Raw genomic sequence first — 20,969 nt, 5'->3', positions numbered from 1 at the left:
TGAATCAGGTCAGTCCTTGGGGATGGGCCGGGTTTCGAGCACCGTCAGCCCGTAGCCTTCCAGCCCCACCAGGGGGCGGGGGTTGTCCGACAGGCGGATGATGTCGCGCAAGCCCAGATCGGCCAGGATCTGCGCGCCGATGCCGTAGTCCCGGATCTCCGGCGCGCTCTGCCGCCGGTCCCGCTGTGCGCGGACCTGCTGGGAAAGGCCGTCCGGCCGCCAGTCCCGCAGCAGCACGACCACGCCGCGCCCTGCCTCCGCGATCATGCGCATGGCGGCATGCAGGTCCTGCTCCACCCGCCCGCCCACCATGTCCCGCAGCAGGGAGGCCGCGTGCATGCGCACCAGCGTCGGCTGCGGGCCGGAGACATCACCCTTCACCAGGGCGACGTGCTCGCCCTCCTGCAGGGTGGAGGTATAGACGACGGCGCGCCAGGGGCCGCCCACGCCCTCCACCATCCCTTCCTCGACGCGCCGCACCAGGCGTTCCGTCCGGCGGCGATGGCCGATCAGGTCCGCGATGGTGCCGAGCTTGAGGCCGTGATGCTGGGCGAAGGAGACGAGGTCCGGCATCCGCGCCATGGTGCCGTCGTCGTTCATGATCTCGCAGATCACGCCGCTGGGGTTGAGGCCGGCGAGGCGGGCGAAATCCACCGCCGCTTCCGTATGACCCGCGCGCACCAGCGTGCCGCCATCCCGCGCCACCAGCGGGAAGACATGGCCGGGGGTCACGATATGCTCCCGCCCCAGCTCCGGGTTGATGGCGACGGCGACGGTCTTGGCGCGATCCGCCGCCGAGATGCCGGTGGTGACGCCGTCCCGCGCCTCGATGGAGACGGTGAAGGCGGTGGCGTGCCGCGTGCCGTTGGACTGCGCCATCAAGGGCAGGCCGAGCTGTTCCACGCGGTGCCGGGCCATCGCCAGGCAGATCAGCCCACGGGCGTGCTTGGCCATGAAGTTGATGGCGTCCGGCGTCGCGAATTGCGCGGGGATGACCAGGTCGCCCTCATTCTCCCGGTCCTCGTCATCCACCAGGATGAACATGCGGCCGCGGCGGGCTTCCTCGATCAGCTCCTCCGTCGGGCTCAGGAACTCCGCGAAGCTGGTGGTCCGGGGCTGCACGTTCATGCCTTGAACTCCGCGAGGCGCGCGACGTAGCGGGCCAGCATGTCGATCTCGATGTTCACGGAATCACCCGGCTTCAGCGTGCCGAAGCCCGTGACCTCCGCCGTGTGGGGGATGATGTTGACGCCGAAGTTTTCGTCCGTTGCCTCGTTGACGGTCAGCGAACAGCCATCGATGGCGATGCTGCCTTTCCGCGCGACGAAGCGGATGAAGTCGCGCGGCATGGCGAAGGTCCAGCGGGTGGAGCCATTCTCCGGCACCGCGGCCAGCACCTGGCCGACGCAGTCCACATGGCCGGAGACGATGTGCCCGCCCATCTCGTCGCCGAGCTTCAGCGAGCGTTCCAGGTTGATCCGCCGCCCCACCTGCCAGGTGCCCAGCGTGGTCTTGGACAGCGTCTCGGCCGAGGCCTCCACCACAAAGCTGTCGGCGCCGTACTCGATCGCGGTCAGGCAGCAGCCGGAGCAGCAGATGGAGGCGCCGATCGCCGCCCCCGCCAGCCAGCCCGGCGGCGTCGCGATGGCAAGCCGCATGTCCTGCCCGCCCCCGATCGGGGTGATGGCGGTGATGGTGCCCTGCGCGGTGACGATACCCGTGAACATTCAGCCGGCCTCGCATTCGTATTCGGAGAGCAGGTCAGGCCCCAGGGTCCGCACCGCCACACGGCGGAACTTGGGCGCGGCGGCGAGATCGGGCAATGGCAGGGCGTAGCTGGCGGGGATTCCATCGCCCCCGATGACCATCGGCGCGTGGAACCAGGCCAGCCGGTCCACCAGCCCCTCCCGCAGCAGGGAGGCCGCGATGCCGGACCCGCCCTCCGCCAGGACGCGGGTGATGCCCCGCGCCGCCAGGGCCGAGAGCACGCCCCGCATGGAAAGGCCGCCGGGGCCGGGCTCGACCTCGATCACCTCGACCCCGGCTTCGCGCAGCGGCGCCAGGGCGGCGGGGTCGTGGCCGGGGATGGTGCAGACCAGGGTCGGCACCTGCCGCGCCGTCCGCACCAGCCTGGACCCGGCGGGGATGCGCAGGCGCGCATCCGCCACGACGCGCGGTGCGGGCACCGGCACGCCGCCGGGCAGGCGGCAGGTGAGGTCCGGGTCGTCATCGATCACGGTGCCGGAGCCCACCAGGATGGCGTCGTGCCGCGCACGCAGGCCATGGGCGGCGCGGCGCGCCTCCGGCCCCGTGATCCAGCGGCTTTCCTTGGCGGCGGTGGCGATGCGGCCATCCAGCGTGGTCGCGAGCTTCAGCGTCACCAGGGGCAGGCCATGGCGGAGCCGCTTGATGAAGCCCCAGGTCAGGCGCGCGGCTTCCTCCCGCAGCAGCCCCTCCTCCACCGCGATGCCCGCGGCGGCAAGCTTGCGGAATCCCTCGCCATCCACGCGCGGATCAGGATCCCGCAAGGCGACGACAACTCGGGAAATGCCGGCCGCCGCCAGCGCATCCGTGCAGGGGGGTGTGCGGCCCCAATGGCAGCAGGGTTCCAGCGTGACATAGGCGGTGGCGCCGCGGGCGCGCGGCCCGGCGCGCTTCAGCGCCTCCGTCTCCGCATGCGGGCGGCCGCCGGGCTGGGTCCAGCCGCGGCCGACCACCTGGCCGTCCGCCGCCACGATCACGCAGCCGACCGAGGGGTTGGGCCAGGTATTGCCGAGGCCGCGCGCCGCCAGGGCGAGCGCGGCCCGCATGTGAGTCGCATCGTCCACGCGGATCAGGAGCCTTCGATCTTGCCCAGGAACGCCCGGAAATCCTTGGCCTCGCGGAAATTGCGATAGACGGAGGCGAAGCGGACATAGGCGACCTCGTCCACGTCGCGCAGCGTCTCCATCACCACCTCGCCAACCCGGCGGCTGGTGACCTCGCTGTCGGCCTCCACTTCGAGGCGGCGCTGGATGCCCGACACGATGCGCTCGATCCGCTCCTCGTCGAAGGGGCGCTTGCGCAGCGCGACGCGGACGGAGCGCGCGAGCTTGTCGCGGTCGAAGGGCACGCGGCGGCCATCGGTCTTGATGACCAGCAGCTCCCGCAGCTGGACCCGTTCGAAGGTGGTGAAGCGGTTCCCGCAGGCCGGGCAGGACCGCCGGCGCCGGATGGAGGCGCCATCCTCCGCCGGGCGGCTGTCCTTCACCTGCGTGTCTTCGTTCCCACAGAACGGGCAGCGCATCTCTTTATGCCCTCAAACGGCGGGCGCGCGCTCCGCGCGCTTGCCTTCGCGCCTTGCACGGGCGTGCAGGGCCATGCGGATGCGCTGGGCGCGGCGGCCATTCGGCCGCTCGGCCCGCGGAAGTGCGCGGGCCGCCTTTCGTGGGTGCGCCGGGGACCATCACGATCTCAGTAGATCGGGAAGCGCCGGCAGAGTTCGAGCACCCGGCCCTTCACTGCCGCTTCCACCGCCTCGTTCCCGTCCGGCGCATTCGCCTTCGCGAGCCCGTCCAGCACCTCGCCGATCATCTGGCCGACCTGGCGGAACTCCGCCTCCCCGAAGCCGCGCGTGGTGGCGGCCGGGCTGCCGAGGCGGACGCCGGAGGTCACCATCGGCTTCTCCGGGTCGAAGGGGATGCCGTTCTTGTTGCAGGTCAGGTGGGCGCGGTTCAGCGCACCCTCCGCCGCCTTGCCCGTCAGCTTCTTCGGCCGCAGATCCACCAGCACCAGGTGGTTGTCGGTGCCGCCCGTCACCAGGTCGAGCCCCTGGGCCTTCAGCTCCTCCGCCAGCGCCCTGGCATTCGCCACGACCTGCTTGGCATAGGCCCGGAATTCCGGCCGCAGCGCTTCCCCGAAGGCCACCGCCTTGGCGGCGATGACATGCATCAGCGGGCCGCCCTGCAGGCCGGGGAAGACGGCCGAATTGAACTTCTTCGCCAGCGCCTCGTCATTCGTCAGGATCATGCCCCCACGGGGGCCGCGCAGCGTCTTGTGCGTCGTCGTCGTCGCGACATGGGCATGGGGGAACGGGGACGGATGCGCGCCGCCGGCGACGAGGCCCGCGAAATGCGCCATGTCCACCATGAAATAGGCGCCCACCTCGTCCGCGATGGCGCGAAACTGGGGAAAGTCCCAGGTGCGGGCATAGGCGGAGCCGCCGGCGATGATCAGCTTCGGCTTGTTCTCCAGCGCGATCCGGCGGACCTCCGCCATGTCGATCCGCTGGTCCTCCCGCCGCACCGTATAGGGCACGGGCTTGAACCACTTGCCGGACATGTTGGCCGGCGCGCCATGGGTCAGGTGGCCGCCCGCCGCCAGGTCCAGGCCCATGAAGCTGTCGCCGGGCTGGAGCAGCGCCAGGAACACCGCCTGGTTGGCCTGCGCGCCGCTATGCGGCTGCACATTGGCGAAGCCGCAATCGAACAGCTTCTTCGCGCGCTCGATCGCCAGCGTCTCCGCCACATCGACGAACTCGCAGCCGCCATAGTAGCGGCGGCCGGGATAGCCCTCCGCGTACTTGTTGGTCATCACGCTGCCCTGCGCTTCCAGCACGGCGCGGGAGACGATGTTCTCGGAGGCGATCAGCTCGATCCCGTCCTGCTGCCGGATCAGCTCATCCCGGATGGAGGCGGCGAGCTCGGGATCGGTCTCCGCCAGGGGGGCGGAGAAGAAGCGGGCGGGCGTCACCGCCGGGGTGGTTTCGTTCATCAGGGCGCGCTCCAACCGGGGCTGATCTTCTGGATGCGGCGCCCGTGGCGGCCGCCCTCGAAGGGGGTGGAAAGGAAGGTCCGGACGGCGTCCAGCGCCACCTCCACGCCCGTCATGCGGGCACCGAGGGCGATGACGTTGGCGTCGTTGTGCTGGCGGGTCAGCCGCGCGCCCGTGACATCATGCACCAGGGCGCAGCGGATGGCGGGGTTGCGGTTGGCGGCGATGGAGATGCCGATGCCGGTGCCGCAGATGAGCACGCCGAAGCGGGCGCGCCCCTCCGCCACGGCGGAGGCCACGGCGGCGCCGAAATCGGGGTAGTCCACGCTTTCCGTCCCGTGGGTGCCGAGGTCCGCCACGGGGTGGCCGGCGGCCTCCAGCATCTCCCGGATCGCGGCCTTCAGGGCCACGCCGGCATGGTCCGCACCCAGGGCGATCGGGGTATTGGCAGGGGTCATGGGCGCAGGACTACCACGGCGGGTGCCCTGCCGAAACCACCGACCCCACCCCTTGGGGGCGCAACCCAGACCCGCGCGGGGCGGGAGATGAAACCTCCCTTTTCGCCCCCAGGGGCAGCACCCCCGTCCTGCCCCCCGCCAGCACCACGGCAGGTTGCATCCTGCCTTGCGCCCACCCCCGGCCCCGTGGATGGATGCGGCCATCATCGCACCGCCAGAGGCGGGCAGGAGGAGGGGCACATGGTCGATTCGACGAACCCGGAAACCATCGCATTGCATGCCGGGTGGCGGGCCGACCCCTCCACCGGTTCGGTCGCCGTGCCGATCCACCAGACCACCAGCTTCCAATTCCAGGATACCGGCCATGCCGCCCGGCTGTTCGGCCTGGCGGAGCTGGGCAACATCTACACCCGCATCATGAACCCCACCGTCGATGTGCTGGAGAAGCGCGTGACGGCGCTGGAAGGCGGCGTGGCGGGGCTGGCGCTCGGCTCCGGCCAGGCGGCCACGACCTTCGCGGTGCTGAACCTCTGCGAGGCCGGGGACAACATCGTCTCCTCCACGGACCTGTATGGCGGCACCTGGAACCTCTTCGCCAATACGCTGAAATCCTTCGGCATCGAGGTCCGCTTCGTCGATCCGGTGGATCCGCAGAACTTCGTCAACGCCACCGATGACCGCACCCGCTGCTGGTATGCGGAGACGCTGCCCAACCCGAAGCTGCGCGTCTTCCCGATCGCGGAAGTGGCCGCGCTCGGCCGCAAGATCGGCGTGCCGCTGATCATGGACAACACGGCGGCGCCGGTGCTGTGCAAGCCCCTCGCGCTGGGTGCGGCGGTGGTGATGCATTCCACGACGAAGTGGATCGGTGGCCACGGCACCAGCATCGGCGGCCTCGTCGTCGATGGCGGCAATTTCGACTGGGAAGCCAATGCCGCCCGCTTCCCGACGCTGAACAAGCCCGATCCCAGCTACCATGGCGCGGTCTGGACCCAGGCGGTGAAGCCGCTCGGCCCCATCGCCTACATCATCCGCATGCGCGTCATCCTGCTGCGCGACCTCGGCGCGCCCATGGCGCCGATGAACGCCTTCCTGACGCTGCAGGGGCTGGAGACGCTGCCGCTGCGCATCGAGCGGCACTGCGCCAATGCCATCAAGGTCGCGTCCTTCCTGGCCAGCCACCCCGCCGTCGCCTCCGTCACCCATCCCAGCCTGATGACCGGGGAAGCGAAGCGCCGGGCGGATGCGGCGCTGAAGGGCGGCTACGGGTCGCTGCTGGGCTTCGAACTCAAGGCCGGCGCCGAGGCGGGAAAGAAGTTCATCGAGGCGCTCAGGATGTTCTACCACGTCGCCAATATCGGCGACGCAAGGAGCCTGGCGATCCACCCCGCCACCACCACCCACAGCCAGCTGAACGCGGAGGAACAGGCGGCCTCCGGCGTCTCCCCGGGCTATGTGCGGCTGTCCATTGGCATCGAGCATATCGACGATATCCTGGCCGACCTCTCCCAGGCCCTGGACGCAGCCGCATGAACAAGTTTGCCCCCCTTGGCGACAAGACCAGTCCCGCGACACCGATCCTGGCGGCGGGCGGCGGCTTCCCCGCCATCCGCCCGCGCCGCAACCGCGTGGATGCCTTCACGCGGCGGCTGGTGGCGGAGAACAAGCTCTCCGTCGATGACCTGATCTGGCCGATCTTCGTCATCGAGGGGACGGGCATCGAGACGGAGGTCGCCTCCATGCCCGGCGTCAAGCGCGTGACGTTGGATCGCCTCGCGCATCACGTCGCGCCCGCCGTCGCGGCGGGCGTGCCGGCCGTGGCGCTGTTCCCGGCCACGCCATCCGAGAAGAAGGACAGCGAGGGGACTGAGGCCAAGAACCCCCAGAACCTGATGTGCAGCGCCGCGCGGCTGCTGAAGCACGAATACCCGCAGCTCGGCCTGATCGGGGATGTGGCGCTCGACCCCTATACCGACCATGGCCATGACGGCGTGCTGCGGGCGGGGCCGGGGGGCATGTATGTCGCGAATGACGAGACGGTGGACATCCTCTGCACCCAGGCGGTGATCCAGGCGGAGGCCGGGATCGACGTCATCGCGCCGTCCGACATGATGGATGGCCGCATCGGCGCCATCCGCGCCGCGCTGGATGCGCGGGGGCTGATCCACACGCGGATCATGTCCTACGCGGCGAAGTATGCCTCGGCCTTCTACGGCCCGTTCCGGGAAGCGGTGGGGTCCGGCGCATCCCTCAAGGGCGGCGACAAGAAGACCTACCAGATGGACCCCGCCAATTCGGACGAGGCGCTGCGCGAGGTGGCGCTGGACCTGGCCGAGGGTGCGGACATGGTCATGGTCAAGCCGGGCATGCCCTATCTCGACATCGTCCGCCGCGTGAAGGATGCCTTCAGCGTGCCGACCTTCGCCTACCAGGTCAGCGGCGAATACGCGATGATCATGGCGGCGGTGGAGCGTGGCTGGATGGACCGGGAACGCGCCATGATGGAAAGCCTGCTCGGCTTCAAGCGCGCCGGCGCCGATGGTGTCCTGACCTATTTCGCGGTGGAAGCCGCGCAGGCGCTGCGCCGTGCCTGAACCCATCCCCCTCCGCCGGCCGTGGCACGGGGCGTCCGACCGGCCGGAGACCCCGGCCGTGGCGGCGCTGCGGGCGCAGCGGGCGGAGGTGGATGCGCTGCTCGCCTTCCGCCACGCGCCGGAGGGGGAGGAGAAGGCCCTGGCCTGGTGGCGCCTGCACGGGCTGCGCCAGGCCCGCGCCACCCTGCTGGGGGCGGAGGAGGCGGCGCGCCTCACCCCCCTGCCCGCCCCGCCGGCCGGCGCGCTGACCGGCTTGCAGAAGCTGCGGCTCCGGCTCGGCTGGCTGGATCTCGACCGGGCCAGGCCGCCCGCGCGGCTGGCCCGCCGGATCGCGGGCTGATCAGGCCGCGCGCAGCGCCGTCAGGAAGCGCTGGACGCCGGACTGCAACTCATCGCCGCGGCTGGCCAGTTCCCCGGTCGCGCCCTGCAGCGCTTCCGCCGTCTGCCGCGTGCGCCCGGCGCCGTGGCGCACGGCATCGGCGTGATGGGCGGCGTCCTGCGCGCCGGTCGCGGCGCGGCTGATCGCCTCCGCGATGCTGCGCGTCGCCTCCGCCTGTTCGCGGGCGGTGTCGGCCACGGCGACGGTCACGCCTTCCAGCTGGCCGACCGTCTCCCCGATCGCGCGGATGGCGGAGACGGCGCCATCGGTCGCGCCCTGCATGGCGCCGATCTGGGCGGAGATCTCCTCCGTCGCCTTGGCGGTCTGGGAGGCCAGGGCCTTCACCTCCTGCGCCACCACCGCGAAGCCCTTGCCGGCCTCGCCCGCGCGCGCCGCCTCGATGGTGGCATTGAGGGCGAGGAGGTTGGTCTGGCCGGCGATGTCGCTGATCAGCTTCACCACGTCGCCGATCCGGCTGGCGCTGTCGGCGAGGCTGGTCATGGCCGTGTTGCCGTCCCGCGCCGCGCCGGCGGCGCCGGAGGCGATGCGCGCGGCATCGGCCACGCGGCGATGCACCTCCGCGATGCTCGCGGTCAGTTCCTCGATCGCGGCGGCGACGACCTGCACGTTCTCCGACGCCGTCATGGCGGCGCCGGCCACGGCATCGGCCTGCTGGTTGCCTTCCCCGGCCGCGGCGGTCAGCGTGCGCGCCTGGTCCTGCAGCTGGCCCGTGGCGCGGGTCACGGCGGCCAGCGCGCGGTCGGCCTCGGCCTCGAAGGCACGGGCGGCCTGTTCCAGGGCGGTGCCGCGCGCGGCGCGCGCCTGTTCCGCCACCAGGCTGGCGCGCGCCTCGGCTTCCGCCGCCACGGCGTCGCGGCGCATGCCGTCGATGGCCTGGGCGAGTTCGCCGAGTTCGTCGCCGCGGTCCTGCATCGGCATCGCCACCTGGCGCGCGCCCGCGGTCAGGTCCCGCACGGCGCGGGTCAGCTGGCCGGTGGGGGCGACGACGCGGCGGTTGAACCACCAGGCGCCGGCCAGGCTGGCCAGGATGGAGGTGGCGGCCAGCAGGCAGGCCAGGGTGAAGCGCAGCTCGGCGGCATCGATCGCCGCCTCCGCCCGGCGCAGCGTCTCCGCCAGCCCCGCATCGCGCAGGGGCGTGATGGTGTTCAGCACCGGGACGACATCGCGGAACAGCTCGTCCACCGTGGTGGCGGGCGGGGCGCCGCGGCCGGGCTGGACGTAGCGCGCATACATGTCGCCGCCCCGGCTCCAATAGCCGTTCTGGATGCCGGCCATGGCCTGGTTCACCGCGGGGCTGCCGACTTCCAGCGCCAGTTCGCGCAGCGACGACCAGGCGGCATCCACGCGGCCGCGCTGCAGCGCCACCTGTTCCGCCAGTTCCCCTTCCATCGGCAGGCGGAGCCCCGCGGCCCGCACCACCAGCGTCACCTGCCGCCCGGCCTGGTCCCGCATCTCCCACGCCAGCAGCGACAGGCGCGCGGCCGGGCCCATGGTGCCGCCGGCCGCCGCGATGCGCCGCTGGACGGAAGCCGCGAAGGCCGCCGCCTGTTCCTGCGCCACGAACATCTGGCCGACATAGTCGCGCATCAGGCCCGCATCGCGGGCTTCCCGCGGCAGGGCGATGGCCGCCAGCGCGGCGCCGCGCAGGCGCGCGATGCTGGCCTGCAGCCGGTCCAGCGCGGCCAGGTCCTCCGCCCCGCTGGCCAGGGTGCGGGCTTCCGCCAGCGCGGCGTCGCCGGCCGTGATCTGCTGGCGGACCGGGCCGGTCTGCTCCGCCGTGGCGGGGGGCGGGGCCACCAGCAGGGGGTTGATGAAGGCACGCTCGAAGTTCAGCGCTTCCGGCAGCCGCAGCGCCTGGACCAGCAGGCGGCTGTCCCGCAGCGCCTGCCGGTCTGACCGCAGCGCGGACCACTGCGCCATGGCGAAGAGCACCGCGGCGGCGACGCCGACGATGGAGCCGAGCAGCGTGGAGAGGAGGAAGACCTGGCGGATGCGCATGAAGATGCCTCGCCCGCGGGGATGCGGGGCGGCGGCAGAGTAGCGCAGGGCTCTTGACCGGCCCTTAAGCCGGGGGAAGCGGGGCGGAAGACGCCCCGCCGCGGTCACGCCACCGCGGCCATGGCCCCCCGCCGGGCCAGGGCGGCATTGGCCCAGGCGACGCATTCACGCAGCATGATGCGGCCATAGGCGTCGTTCAGGTGGCCATCGTCGTTCACGACCTCACCCTGCATGTTCAGGGAGTCGGGGACCGAGAAGATGTCGCGGCTAACGAAGGGGGAGACCAGGGTCTCGGCGGCCTGATCGATCAGGTCGATGCCGGGCCCCGCCAGACCGAGCACGGCGGCGCGCCAGCTCGCATGCAGCCGTTCCTCATCCCGGTTGGTGCGCAGGCGCTCCAGCATCTTCCGGCGGTCGTCGCTGCGCGCATATCCCCGCTCCACCACCTGCGGCGCGGCGATGACGGCGATGGGCGCCGTGGTCGCTTCACGGAGGTCGCTGACGAATTGCCAATTGGCCGAGGCGCGCAGCTTGGCGGCAATGGCGTCCTGGAAGCATTCGTCGGAGACGCATTGCGAGGCACCGTGCGGCGAATGGCTTTCCGCACGGCAATGGGCATAGAGACGCGTGGCTACGCCGGACCAGATGGCGCCGACCATGACGAAGGCATCGAAATCGCGGAGCACCACGCCGTCCTTCAAGCCGCGATCCTCGACATAGCGCCGCCGCCCCTTGGTGTAGGGCTTGAGATGCGCGATGCCGTCGGCGAAGGCGTAGTCGCGCACCGGCACGCCAGCCTCGTCGAGCGTCAGCGGCCGGTAGCCGGCGGGGGCGAAGGCGATCTGCGCGCCGATATCGATCCCGTCGGCCCGGAGGCTCATCCAGCCTTCCTCGAGCGCCAGGCGGTGGGAGACTCCGAAGACACAGATTCGCATGATGTCAGGATGCCTGGGCGTAAGACCGGTCGAAGGATTCCAGCAGCATCTCGTCGCAGATTACCGCCTCGGCGGCTTCATCGGCGTCGAGTTCTGGCAGCGCGGGCGCGGCCGGCAGCGCCGGCTGGGCCGCCACCTCGCCATAGCCCTCGGAGAAGTGCCGCATGACGTAGCCGACGCCGTCGCTGGTCACTTCGCGCATATTGGGCGCGTACCACCGGCCGCGGTTCGTATGCGTCGAGATCAGTTCGAAAGAGGGGAAGTAGTCGAAGGCGGGATGGTCCGCCTTCAGCTGGCCCGCCACCGCCCGCAGCACGGCCTTCGCATGCGTGGTCGCGACCAGCACATGGTCGTCCGTCGCGGTGGCGGTCAGCGGGACCGGCGAGACGGTGAGCAGGATCCGGATGTCGGGGCGGATCCGGCGCAGGATTTCATAGATCTCGAGAAGATGGCCCGTAATCTCGTTGTAGTTGAAAGACTTGAGGACGTATTCGGAGGGCACGCTGCTGTCGGCGACCACGCCGGGCGCGGTGGGGAACACCGTCCCTGACGGCGCGTGCATCCACGCCTCGACCAGGCCCATGGTGAAGACCAGCAGGTCGGTGCCTTCCAGCAGCTTGCGGTAGTTCTGCAGATGCTTCGCCCGGTGGGCCCGGACACTCTCCGCCCGCGCGAGGCCGTTCGGTTCGACCGTCGGGCGCAGAGCGTCGTAGTAGCGGCCATTGCGGGACCAGACGGCATCGCCAGGCCGGAAACTCCCCATCGCCTCCTTGATCAGCTGGAGGAGTTGCAGGGTCGTGTAGATGTTGCCGTGGCGGGCGGAGTAGAGGTCGAAGCCGTAGCGCTTGGCCGCGTCGCCGGTGAGACCCGGCGGGGCGGGCTCGACATCCAGAACGTTGTATCCCAGCGACCGCAGGTAGCGACCGATATGCTGGGCGAAGCAGCTGCCGGCTGTCGCGATATTGCTGAGTTTGGTGATGGGGAAGCGCGGGTGGAACAGGTCCGGGATCGCGCCGGCGGCGGCGCCGGCGACCGCATTGCGCCAGAAATGGCGCGCGGGGAGAGCGTCATAGGGTGATGACACTCCGGGTCCCGTTCGCTGCATTTGCCGATTATTGTCGACCCGATATCGCTCCAATGTGACAGAAGCGCAAGCGCGATCTCCCGCAGCCCGCCGCCGCGCGGCGGCGGCGACGGTCACCCATGCGCTGACGAAAGCGGAGGTCGCGAAGGGCCAGGCGGCCCGGCCGCCGCCTATTCCACCTGCATGCGCAGGTCCCGCACCAGCGGCCGCACCGCGGCCACCTGGCCATGCACCTGGGCCGTGAACTCCGCCACGCTGTTGCCGCCGGGCTCGGCGCCCAGCTCCGCGATGCGCGACGCCAGCGGCGGGTGGCGGGCGGCGGCGGCGATCTCGGCATGCAGGCGGGCCAGCACCGGCTCCGGCGTGCGGGAGGGGGCGAAGAAGCCGTTCCAGCCCAGCAGCTCCGCATTCGCGAAGCCCTGCTCGCGCACCGTCGGGATGTTGGGAAGCGCACTGGCGCGGTTCGCGGCCAGCGTCGCGATCGGCCGCAGCGCGCCGCCCCGGATGTGCTGGAGGGAGGAGGAGAGCTGGTCGCCCCCGAAGGCGATGCGGCCGGCCAGCATCTCCTGCACCAGGGGTGCCGCGCCGCGGAAGGGGACGTGTTCCATGGCGAAGCCGCCGTCGCGCTTCAGCACCTCCCCGATCAGGTTGATGGTGCTGCCGGGGCCGGTCGATCCGTAGAAGGGTGGCGAGGACTGCGCCTTCGCCCAGGCGATCAGCTCCGCCAGGTTGGTGGCGGGCACCTGGGCGTTCACCAGCAGCATCATCGGCACATTGGCGCCGAGGCTGATGGGGGCGAAGTCACGCTCGATGGAATGCGGCGCGCGGCCGACGAATTCCAGCGCGGCGGTGGTGGTGGAGAAGGTGAGGTTGTGGAAGAGCAGCGTCTGGCCATCCGGCGCCGCCTTGGCGACGACGTCGGCGCCGATGGACCCGCCCGCGCCGCCGCGGTTCTCCACCACGACGGAGACGTGCAGCGTCTCCCCCAGGCGCTGCGCGTAGAGCCGCGCGAGGATGTCCGTGGTGCCGCCCGCGGGGAAGGGCACGATGATGCGGATCGGCCCCGTGGGCTGCCAGGCGCCCTGCGCCCGCAGCGCGGGGGCGGCGAGCAGGCCGGCGGTGGAGAGCGCGAGGGCGCGGCGGGTCAGGCGCATGGGGTTTCCTCCGGTCGCGCCGTCGATTGGATTGCGGCGCTGTAAGGAAACCCTCCGCCGGGCCCGCCCCCCCGTCAAGGCGTCACTCGGCGGCCGCGACCCTCGCCTGCCTGTCGTTGGATGCGGTGGCGGGGAACATCGCGTCCTGCTCCGCGCGCAGCCGGTCGATCAGCCGGCCCGCGGGCAGGTCCACATCGGCATAGGTCAGCGCGGCATCCTTCGGCAGGTCCCGCTTCAGGCGGCAGCCCTCCGCGACACCCATCGGCAGCAGGCCCTGGGCGCGGGAGGTGGCGTAGGATTCCGCCTCCCCATAGGTCATGAAGCCGCCCAGGCCATCGATGACCTCCCCCGCGCGCAGCGCGCGCTTGGCGGTCGCCACCACATCGACCATCGGCGCGCCGAGCGGCTGGATCACCGCATCGCCGCAGAGCACGACGCGCGCGACGGAGATCGGCACCTCGAAATGGCAGAGGTGGTAGGGGGTGTAGAAGCTGTAGAGCGGCCCCTCCCCCAGCTTGTAGAGGTTGAGGTAGTGGCGCTGCTTCGGATCGTCATGCGTGGCCAGCACATAGATCCCGGGGCCGGGCTTCGATCCCACGACATAGTCCACCACGCCGCCGAGCCGCCGCAGTTCCGCGACATCGTACATCCGCGTCAGCTCATCGACATGGCCGGCATGGTCGCGCCCCAGCATGCCGCGCTTCGCGACGGTCATGCCCGTGGCATTGGCGACTATGGCCTGTTCGAAGCTGATCTTGGTGCCATCCGCGAAGCTGGTGACCATGTGCGGGTCCTGGCCCCATTTCGCGGCGAAGGCGGCCTGCGTCACCGGCGTGCGGTAGGGATCCTGCAGGCCCTTGATGTTGCCGCAGACCAGCGGCGTCAGGCCGATGGACTTCACGAAGCGGAACAGGTTCATCTGCACGCCGGGCTGGTCGCCGTCGCTGCCGGTGAAGATCACGCCCGCCTCATCCGCCATCCGCCGCAGCAGCGGGCCCACCGTGCCGTCCAGCTCCGCATTCATGGAGACGACGGGCCGCCGCGCCTTGATGGCGGCCAGCGTGACGCGCGCGCCATGCTCCACCGCGCCGGTGACATCCACCAGGCAGTCGATGCCCTCGGCCTCCACCAGCAGCATCGGGTCGTCCGTGATGGCGGGCCGGCCATCCCGGATCGCCTGTTCCAGCGCCGGGACGGAGGAGACGGCGCGCGGCGTGGTGATGCCGGCTTCCGCGTAGCAGGCGGCGGCGCGGGCCAGGGTGCGGTTGGCGATCGCCACCAGGTCCATGCCCGGCGTCGAATTGACGATCTGGTTGGCGATGCCGCGCGCCATGAAGCCCGCGCCCACCATGCCGACCCGGACAGGGCGGCCCGCGGCGGCACGTTCGGCGAGGAGCCGGTCCACGATGATCATGCGATGTCCCCGCTCACATCAGGCCGCGCAGCTGTTCGGTCCCGTGGAAGGCGGGATCGTAGGCGGGCCAGGCGGCATCCTTGGCGGACAGCTCCGCCGGCTCCTCCGGCCATTCGATGGACAGGAAGGGGTCGTCGTAGCGCAGCCCGCGTTCCTGCCGCGGCGCATATGCGGCGCTGACCAGGTAGAGCGCCTCCGTATCCGGCTGCAGCGTCAGGAAGCCATGCGCGCAGCCGCGCGGCACCAGCATCATCTGCCGGTTCTCGGCCGTCAGCGTGGCGCCGAACCACTGGCCGTGGGTCGGGCTGTCGGGGCGGAGATCCGCCACCACGTCGAACAGCGCGCCGGCCAGGCAGCGCACCAGCTTCACCTCGGCGGCGGGCGGCAGCTGGTAGTGCAGGCCGCGCAGCGTCAGCGGCTTGTGGGTCAGCGAGTTGTTGGCCTGCACGAAGCGGCTTTCGAGGCCGGCGGCGGCGAATTCGGCCTCGCAGAAGGCGCGGGCGAAGAAGCCGCGGTCATCGCCGCGGCGGATGGGGTCGATGATGAAGCAGCCCGCGACGGGGGTGGGCTGGAAGCGGATGCTGCCGGTGGCCGGCCTGGGGGGTGCCAGGCTCGTCATGGCGCGCTGCGTCCGGCGCTGGTGCTGCCCATCCCTCGATCTCCCCGAAAACGGCCGCGCGACAACCCGTCGTGACTGAAACGACAGCGGCAGGACGCGCGGCGGGGGCGGCGGTTTCGCCCCTCCGGGTTTCGTGACGAAGCGATGCCGGAACGGCTGCCCGGGGGAGCGTGTTCCCCGCGCATCGATCACCGGGGAAGGTTGTCAGTGCACCACCAGGGACGGCGGCGTGCCTTGCTGGTCTTCCAGACCCATTTCTTCGACCGCTGGTGCGAAAGGGCCTTCCGGGAGATCGCCGCGGGCTGCCCGCCGCACATCACGCCCATGGTGGTGTTCCACCAGGGGCGGGGCGTGGCCCTGCCGAAGCGCCTGGCCCGCGTGGCGCACCACGTCGTCCCCACCGGCGAATTGCGGAACCCCGCCTATCCCGGCAAGGCGGGCGGGCCGGACTGGGACCTCTGGCGCGGCGGGCATACGGACCTGATCGCGCTGCACGCCTTCAACGCCCATCCCGGCTATGACGACTACTGGGCCATCGAATACGATGTCCGCTTCAGCGGCCCCTGGTCCCGCTTCTTCGCGGCCTTCGAGGATGAGGGGGCGGACCTGCTCATCTCCTCCGTCCTGCGGCGGCGGGACGATCCCGGCTGGTTCAACTGGCCGAGCCTGGCGGCGCCGGAGCCGCTCGACGACCATCGCTCGCTCCGGGTCTTCCTGCCGATCTTCCGGGCCAGCGCGCGGATGGTGGCGGCGATTGATGCCGCCTATCGCGCCGGCTGGGCGGGGCATTGCGAGGCGACCTGGGGCACGGTGGCGCTGGCGCGGGGCCTTTCCGTAGTGGATCTGGGCGGAGAGGGCGAGTTCACGCCGGCGCGCTACCGCGGGCGCTTCTACCTGAACTGCCCGAAGCAGGTGCACCTCGCCCCCGGGACGCTGGTGTTCAAGCCGGCGCTCTACCGCATGGGCAGGCGGCCGGACATGCTCTGGCACCCCGTGAAGCCCTTCTTCTGGCGGGCGGAGGCGAAGGAGGGTCTGCGCGACATCAAGCGCCGCGCGGGCATCGTCGTGCGGGGCATCGCGGGGTGGGTGCGGCGCCGGCGCGCGCCGGCGGAGCCGCCGCCGGGCGCCGCAGCGACCTGAGCGGCCTCAGCCCTCCGCCAGGAAACCCGCCACCAGCGCCACCTGCGCGGCATCCATCAGCGCGGGGGCGTGGCCCGCGCCCGGGATCACTGCCAACCGCACGCCGTGCTTCGCCGCCATCGCCTCCGCCGTCTCCGCCAGCAGCAGGTCGCTTTCCGCGCCGCGGATGGCCAGGATGGGCAGGTCGAGGGCGTTCCAGAGGAAGTGCATGTCCAGCGCCTGCGCTTCCTGCGCCAGGATCGGCGTCGCGATGGCGGGGTCGTAGTGCAGCAGCACGCCGCCATCCTCGGCCGGGCGGGCGGAGGTCTCCGCCAAGTGCCGCCACTGCGCATCCGTCAGCGCGCCGAAGGGGGCATGGACGCGGCGCAGATGCGCCTCCAGCGCCGCCAGGTCGGGAAAACGCGGCGTCGTCGCCATGTAGTCGCGGATGCGCGCCATGGCGGCCTGCGGCACGAAGGGGCCGAGGTCATTCATCACCATGCGGCGGATCGGATGGCCCTTCGCCGCCGCGATCCTCATGCCGCAGATGGCGCCGAGCGAGGTGCCGACCCAGTCCACCGGCCCATCGAGCCGCGCCAGCAAATGCGACAGCGCGACCACATAGGAAGGCGGCTGGTACAGCATCGGATCGGGCAGCCAGTCGGAGGCGCCCCGCCCCGGCAGGTCCGGGCAGATCACCCGCCGCCCCTGCCCGGCCAGCGCCTGCGCCAGCACGTCGAAGTCCCGCCCGCTGCGCGTCAGGCCATGGACGCAAAGGACGGGCGCGCCATCGGCCGGCCCCCATTCCACGAAGGCCATCCGATGGAAGGCGCCGGCCAGGAGGTAGCTGACATGGCCTTGGCGCATGGGGTGGGGTCCTGGTGGCGGTTGCGGGTCGTGTCCAGGGAAGCCCCCCTCACCCAACCCTCTCCCCCCGTGGGGGGAGAGGGCTTCGCGGGCGAGGCGACCCCGTGCCTCAGACGACGCCCTTGTCCTTCAGCGCCTGCACCTCGGCCTCCGTCATGCCGAGCAGGCCCGTCAGCACTTCTTCGCTGTGTTCGCCGAGCAGCGGCGGCGCGATACGGTAATCGGCCGGCGTGGCGGACAGCCGCACGGGATTGGCGATGACGGTGACGTTCGCACCGTTGCTCAGCGTCAGGTCCACGGTGCAGCCGCGCGCCTTCACATGCGGGTCGGCGAAGACGTCGGAGAGCTTGTTGATCGGGCCGCAGCCGATCTTCCGCTCCTCCAGCGCCGCCACCCATTCGGCCGTCGTCTTCGACTGCATCACGGGGGTCAGCGCCGCCGTCACCGCATCCCGGTTCGCCACGCGCTCCGCATTGGTGGCGAAGCGCGGATCGGCCAGCATCGCCTCGCAGCCGAAGGATTTGCAGAAGCGCTCGAAGGTCGGGTCGTTGCCGACGGAGAGCACGATGTGCCCGTCCTTGGTCGGGAACACCTGGTAGGGCGCGATGTTGGGGTGCTGGTTGCCGAGCCGGGGCGGGTTCTCCCCGGTCGCCAGGTAGTTCATGCCCTGGTTGGCCAGCCAGGCGACGGAGGTATCGAGCATGCCGATATCGATCTGCTGCCCCTGCCCCGTGCGTTCGCGGTGGCGCAGCGCGGCCAGGATGCCGATGCAGCCATAGAGGCCGGCGAAGAGGTCCGCCACCGGCACGCCCACCTTCTGGGGCAGGCCCTCGGGCTCCCCGGTCAGGGACATGACGCCGCCCATGCCCTGGATCAGCGCATCGTAGCCCGGGCGCGGCGCATAGGGGCCGGTCTGGCCGAAGCCGGTGATGGAGCAGTAGATCAGCCCCGGATATTTCAGCTTCAGCTGGTCATAGCCCAGGCCGTACTTGGCCAGCGCGCCGACCTTGAAGTTCTCCACCAGGATGTCGCAGGTCTCGAGCAGCTGGTGGATGATCGCCTGCCCCTCCTCCTTCGCGATGTCGAGGGTCAGCGACTTCTTGTTGCGGTTGACGCCGAGGAAATAGGCGCTTTCCTCCGTGCCCGGCCAGACGGGGGGCGCGAAGCCGCGCGTGTCGTCGCCCGATTCCGGGCGCTCGATCTTGATGACCTCGGCGCCCATGTCGCCCAGCATCTGCGTGCAGGTCGGCCCGGCCAGCACCCGGGTCAGGTCAAGGACCCTGAGGCCGCGCAGCGGCCCGCTCGGTGCCTTCTCCATCAGTCAACTGCCCCTTCGATCCATCTCTCGCCGGCGCCCCCGCTGGGCGTCCCGGTCACCGCAGCATTGCCGCCGGCCGGCGGGCGACGCATGGTGCGGCCCGCGCTTATAGTGCCGTGTCCGCGGCGGAGGAAACCCATGCTCGACCTGCCCCACCCCACCCCCGATGCCCCGACGGCGGACTGCTTCGCCCTCGCGAAGGCCTTGTCCGGCGTGCATTTCATCGGCGGACGTTATGTGCCCGCCCGGTCCGGCAAGACCTTCGCCGTGGTCAACCCCGCGACAGGGGCGGAGGTTGCCCGCGCCGCGGAAGGCGATGCCGCCGATGTCGATGCCGCCGTCCAGAACGCCGCCGAGGCCCAGAAGGCCTGGGCCAAGGTCCCGGCCCGCAAGCGCGGCGCCCTGGTGCATGCCTGCGCCGCCGCCATCCGCACCCATGTCGATGAACTCGGCCGCCTGATCGCGCTGGAGACGGGCAAGGCGCTCCGCACCGAATCCCGGGTGGAGGCCAATGTCGTCGCCGATGTCTTCGAGTTCTTCGGCGGGCTGGGGTCGGAGCTGAAGGGGGAGAGCGTGCCCTTCGCCCCCAATGTGCTGAGCGTGACGGTGCGGGAGCCGCTTGGCGTCGTCGGCGCCATCATCCCCTGGAACGTGCCCATGCTGCTGATGGCGCTGAAGGTCGCGCCGGCGCTGGTGGCGGGCAATTCGGTGGTGGTGAAGAGCGCGGAGGAAGCGCCGCTCGCGGTGCTGCGGATCTGCGAGATCATGAACCGCATTCTGCCGCCCGGCGTCTTCAACATGGTCTCGGGCTTCGGCCCGGAATGCGGCGCGCCGCTCGTCGCCCACCCCAAGGTCCGCAAGGTGACCTTCACCGGCAGCGTGGAGACCGGGAAGATCGTCGCCAAGGCCGCGGCCGAGAAGCTGGTGCCGGTCACGCTGGAACTCGGCGGCAAGTCGCCGATGATCGTCTTCGCGGATTGCGATTTCGAGAAGACGGTGTCCGGCGCGCTGACCTCCATGCGCTTCACCCGCCAGGGCCAGTCCTGCACCGCGGCGTCGCGCATCTATGTGGAGCGCCCGATCTTCGACCGCTTCGTGGCCGAGATGAAGAAGGCGGTGGACGCCATGGTCATGGGCGATCCGCTGGACGAGAAGACCGACATCGGCACCATCGTCAGCGAGGGGCAGCTGGAGAAGGTGCGCGCCTACATCGCGGAGGGCACCGCGACGCCGGGCGCCACCGCGCATGTCTGCTCCGCCATGCCGACCGACCCGGCGCTGAAGAAGGGCCTCTTCATCCAGCCCGTGATCTTCACCGGCCTCGACAATTCGTCGCGCCTGGTGCGGGAGGAGATCTTCGGACCGGTCACCGTGATCCAGGCCTTCGACGATCCGGAAGCCGTGCTGGCGCAGGCGAATGACAGCGAATACGGGCTCGCGGCTTCGCTCTGGACCAACAACCTGAAGGTCGGGCTCGACCTGGCGCACCGGCTGGAGGCGGGGCTGGTGCAGATCAACCAGAACCTCGTGGTGCAGGCCAACCTCAGCTATGGCGGCGTGAAGTCCTCCGGCCTCGGCAAGGAGGCCTCGCTGGAAGCGATGCTGGAACACTTCACCCACAAGAAGACCATCATGGTGAACATGGCGTGAGCACGAACCCCGTGGACTACAGCGGCAAGGACAAGGCGGAGCTCGCCAACCTCCGCGCCAATGCCGAGCGCATCCTGGCGGACCCGAAGCGGTCCAAGCTGCACGCCCAGGCGCGCGCCATGCTGGAAGCCCTGCCGCCCCCGCCCGCGCCCACGCGCGGCGGCAGCACGGCGGCCGCCACAGCGACCACCGCGGCGGTGGAGCAGCTGGCGGCGCTGGCCGTGGAGCTGTCCGCGGTGTTCGACCTCTCGCCCCCCGAGGGCACCAGCCAGCCGCACAAATTCACCGGCGCGGATGGCAAGCCCAAGGTCGGCGGGCGGCAGCGCAGCAAGGCGGTGGCGGCGGATCGCTACCTGTCCCACCGCCGCGGCGACGCCATCGCGGCCATCGGCTGGCTCCGCACGCTGGAGGATGACGCCGAGACGGGTGGTGCCTGGTATGTGGACCAGCAGAACGCCGACGCGCTGCCGGCGAAGCTGGAGGAGAGCTTCGAGGCCGCGAAGGCGGCCTTCGTGAAGCGGCTGGAAGCCATCGGGACGCCCCGCAAGGGCTGACCGATGCCGCCCCGGCCGCCATGCCGGCCGGGGCGGTTGCAGCGAAACACCGC

At 70.9% G+C, this 20,969-nt stretch carries 20 protein-coding genes; 6 read left to right on the top strand and 14 right to left on the bottom strand.

Annotated elements, in window-relative coordinates:
* Positions 1-9: 9 nt before the first annotated feature.
* The 6 genes from ribB to rpiB form a co-directional block, all read right to left on the bottom strand.
* Positions 10-1,128, bottom strand: a complete 1,119-nt coding sequence (gene ribB, locus JJI54_RS17555) for a 3,4-dihydroxy-2-butanone-4-phosphate synthase (RefSeq protein ID WP_203074307.1) — start codon at positions 1,126-1,128, stop codon at positions 10-12.
* Positions 1,125-1,727 carry a riboflavin synthase gene (locus tag JJI54_RS17550; protein ID WP_203074306.1) on the bottom strand — a complete coding sequence of 201 codons (603 nt, stop codon included), beginning with the start codon at positions 1,725-1,727 and terminating at the stop codon, positions 1,125-1,127. The genes ribB and JJI54_RS17550 overlap by 4 nt, the downstream gene beginning before the upstream one ends.
* The gene (ribD, locus tag JJI54_RS17545; protein ID WP_203074305.1) at positions 1,728-2,810 is read right to left on the bottom strand and encodes a bifunctional diaminohydroxyphosphoribosylaminopyrimidine deaminase/5-amino-6-(5-phosphoribosylamino)uracil reductase RibD; all 1,083 of its coding nucleotides are present in this window, start codon (positions 2,808-2,810) and stop codon (positions 1,728-1,730) included. It abuts the gene before it with no gap.
* Between the two features lie 23 nt (positions 2,811-2,833).
* Positions 2,834-3,286 (bottom strand): transcriptional regulator NrdR, encoded by a 453-nt coding sequence (gene nrdR / locus JJI54_RS17540; protein ID WP_092960063.1) that lies wholly within the window; start codon positions 3,284-3,286, stop codon positions 2,834-2,836.
* A gap of 167 nt (positions 3,287-3,453) precedes the next feature.
* A complete protein-coding gene (gene glyA, locus JJI54_RS17535) occupies positions 3,454-4,752 on the bottom strand; it encodes a serine hydroxymethyltransferase (protein WP_203074304.1) in 1,299 nt (432 codons plus the stop codon).
* On the bottom strand, positions 4,752-5,210 hold the full coding sequence (gene rpiB, locus JJI54_RS17530; RefSeq protein ID WP_203074303.1) for a ribose 5-phosphate isomerase B: 459 nt from the start codon (positions 5,208-5,210) through the stop codon (positions 4,752-4,754). Before rpiB ends, glyA begins: the two co-directional genes overlap by 1 nt.
* Before the next feature lie 240 nt (positions 5,211-5,450).
* Between rpiB and JJI54_RS17525 the strand changes: the two genes are divergently transcribed.
* From JJI54_RS17525 to JJI54_RS17515, 3 genes are read left to right on the top strand one after another with little or no spacing between them, the layout of a single operon-like run.
* On the top strand, positions 5,451-6,743 hold the full coding sequence (locus JJI54_RS17525) for an O-acetylhomoserine aminocarboxypropyltransferase/cysteine synthase family protein (RefSeq protein WP_203074302.1): 1,293 nt from the start codon (positions 5,451-5,453) through the stop codon (positions 6,741-6,743).
* Positions 6,740-7,804: a porphobilinogen synthase gene (gene hemB, locus JJI54_RS17520; RefSeq protein WP_203074301.1), complete on the top strand. Its 1,065-nt coding sequence runs from the start codon at positions 6,740-6,742 to the stop codon at positions 7,802-7,804. The genes JJI54_RS17525 and hemB overlap by 4 nt, the downstream gene beginning before the upstream one ends.
* On the top strand, positions 7,797-8,144 hold the full coding sequence (locus JJI54_RS17515) for a hypothetical protein (protein WP_203074300.1): 348 nt from the start codon (positions 7,797-7,799) through the stop codon (positions 8,142-8,144). Before hemB ends, JJI54_RS17515 begins: the two co-directional genes overlap by 8 nt.
* Here JJI54_RS17515 and JJI54_RS32775 read toward each other — a convergent pair whose 3' ends face one another.
* From JJI54_RS32775 to rfbC, 6 genes are all read right to left on the bottom strand, one after another.
* The gene (locus JJI54_RS32775) at positions 8,145-10,202 is read right to left on the bottom strand and encodes a methyl-accepting chemotaxis protein (protein WP_203074299.1); all 2,058 of its coding nucleotides are present in this window, start codon (positions 10,200-10,202) and stop codon (positions 8,145-8,147) included.
* A 104-nt stretch (positions 10,203-10,306) separates the two neighbouring features.
* Positions 10,307-11,083, bottom strand: a complete 777-nt coding sequence (locus JJI54_RS17505) for a hypothetical protein (RefSeq protein ID WP_203074298.1) — start codon at positions 11,081-11,083, stop codon at positions 10,307-10,309.
* A 58-nt stretch (positions 11,084-11,141) separates the two neighbouring features.
* Complete coding sequence (locus tag JJI54_RS17500) at positions 11,142-12,221, bottom strand: GSCFA domain-containing protein (protein WP_203074297.1); 1,080 nt, start codon at positions 12,219-12,221, stop codon at positions 11,142-11,144.
* A 170-nt stretch (positions 12,222-12,391) separates the two neighbouring features.
* Complete coding sequence (locus tag JJI54_RS17495; RefSeq protein WP_203074296.1) at positions 12,392-13,375, bottom strand: Bug family tripartite tricarboxylate transporter substrate binding protein; 984 nt, start codon at positions 13,373-13,375, stop codon at positions 12,392-12,394.
* An 82-nt stretch (positions 13,376-13,457) separates the two neighbouring features.
* Positions 13,458-14,789, bottom strand: coding sequence for an NAD(P)H-dependent oxidoreductase (locus JJI54_RS17490; RefSeq protein WP_203074295.1), 1,332 nt, complete (start codon positions 14,787-14,789; stop codon positions 13,458-13,460).
* 13 nt (positions 14,790-14,802) lie between these two features.
* Positions 14,803-15,408: a dTDP-4-dehydrorhamnose 3,5-epimerase gene (gene rfbC / locus JJI54_RS17485; protein WP_203074294.1), complete on the bottom strand. Its 606-nt coding sequence runs from the start codon at positions 15,406-15,408 to the stop codon at positions 14,803-14,805.
* Positions 15,409-15,642: 234 nt separating this feature from the next.
* Between rfbC and JJI54_RS17480 the strand changes: the two genes are divergently transcribed.
* Positions 15,643-16,548 (top strand): hypothetical protein, encoded by a 906-nt coding sequence (locus tag JJI54_RS17480; RefSeq protein WP_203074293.1) that lies wholly within the window; start codon positions 15,643-15,645, stop codon positions 16,546-16,548.
* Positions 16,549-16,554: 6 nt separating this feature from the next.
* On the opposite strand, the gene JJI54_RS17475 is transcribed toward JJI54_RS17480, so the two are convergent.
* Both JJI54_RS17475 and JJI54_RS17470 read right to left on the bottom strand, forming a co-directional pair.
* The gene (locus JJI54_RS17475; protein WP_203074292.1) at positions 16,555-17,394 is read right to left on the bottom strand and encodes an alpha/beta fold hydrolase; all 840 of its coding nucleotides are present in this window, start codon (positions 17,392-17,394) and stop codon (positions 16,555-16,557) included.
* A gap of 109 nt (positions 17,395-17,503) precedes the next feature.
* Complete coding sequence (locus JJI54_RS17470) at positions 17,504-18,712, bottom strand: CaiB/BaiF CoA transferase family protein (RefSeq protein WP_203074291.1); 1,209 nt, start codon at positions 18,710-18,712, stop codon at positions 17,504-17,506.
* A gap of 138 nt (positions 18,713-18,850) precedes the next feature.
* On the opposite strand from JJI54_RS17470, the gene JJI54_RS17465 reads away from it, so the two are divergent.
* Entirely contained in the window at positions 18,851-20,362 is a 1,512-nt protein-coding gene (locus tag JJI54_RS17465) for an aldehyde dehydrogenase family protein (RefSeq protein ID WP_203074290.1), read from the top strand.
* Complete coding sequence (locus tag JJI54_RS17460) at positions 20,359-20,916, top strand: hypothetical protein (protein WP_203074289.1); 558 nt, start codon at positions 20,359-20,361, stop codon at positions 20,914-20,916. Before JJI54_RS17465 ends, JJI54_RS17460 begins: the two co-directional genes overlap by 4 nt.
* The last annotated feature ends 53 nt before the right edge of the window (positions 20,917-20,969 follow it).

It is taken from the genome of Falsiroseomonas ponticola, from assembly GCF_016805305.1.
Taxonomy (GTDB): domain Bacteria; phylum Pseudomonadota; class Alphaproteobacteria; order Acetobacterales; family Acetobacteraceae; genus Falsiroseomonas; species Falsiroseomonas ponticola.
Note: the sequence above shows the minus strand (reverse complement) of the source record. Positions and strands in the feature narration are given on the sequence as shown.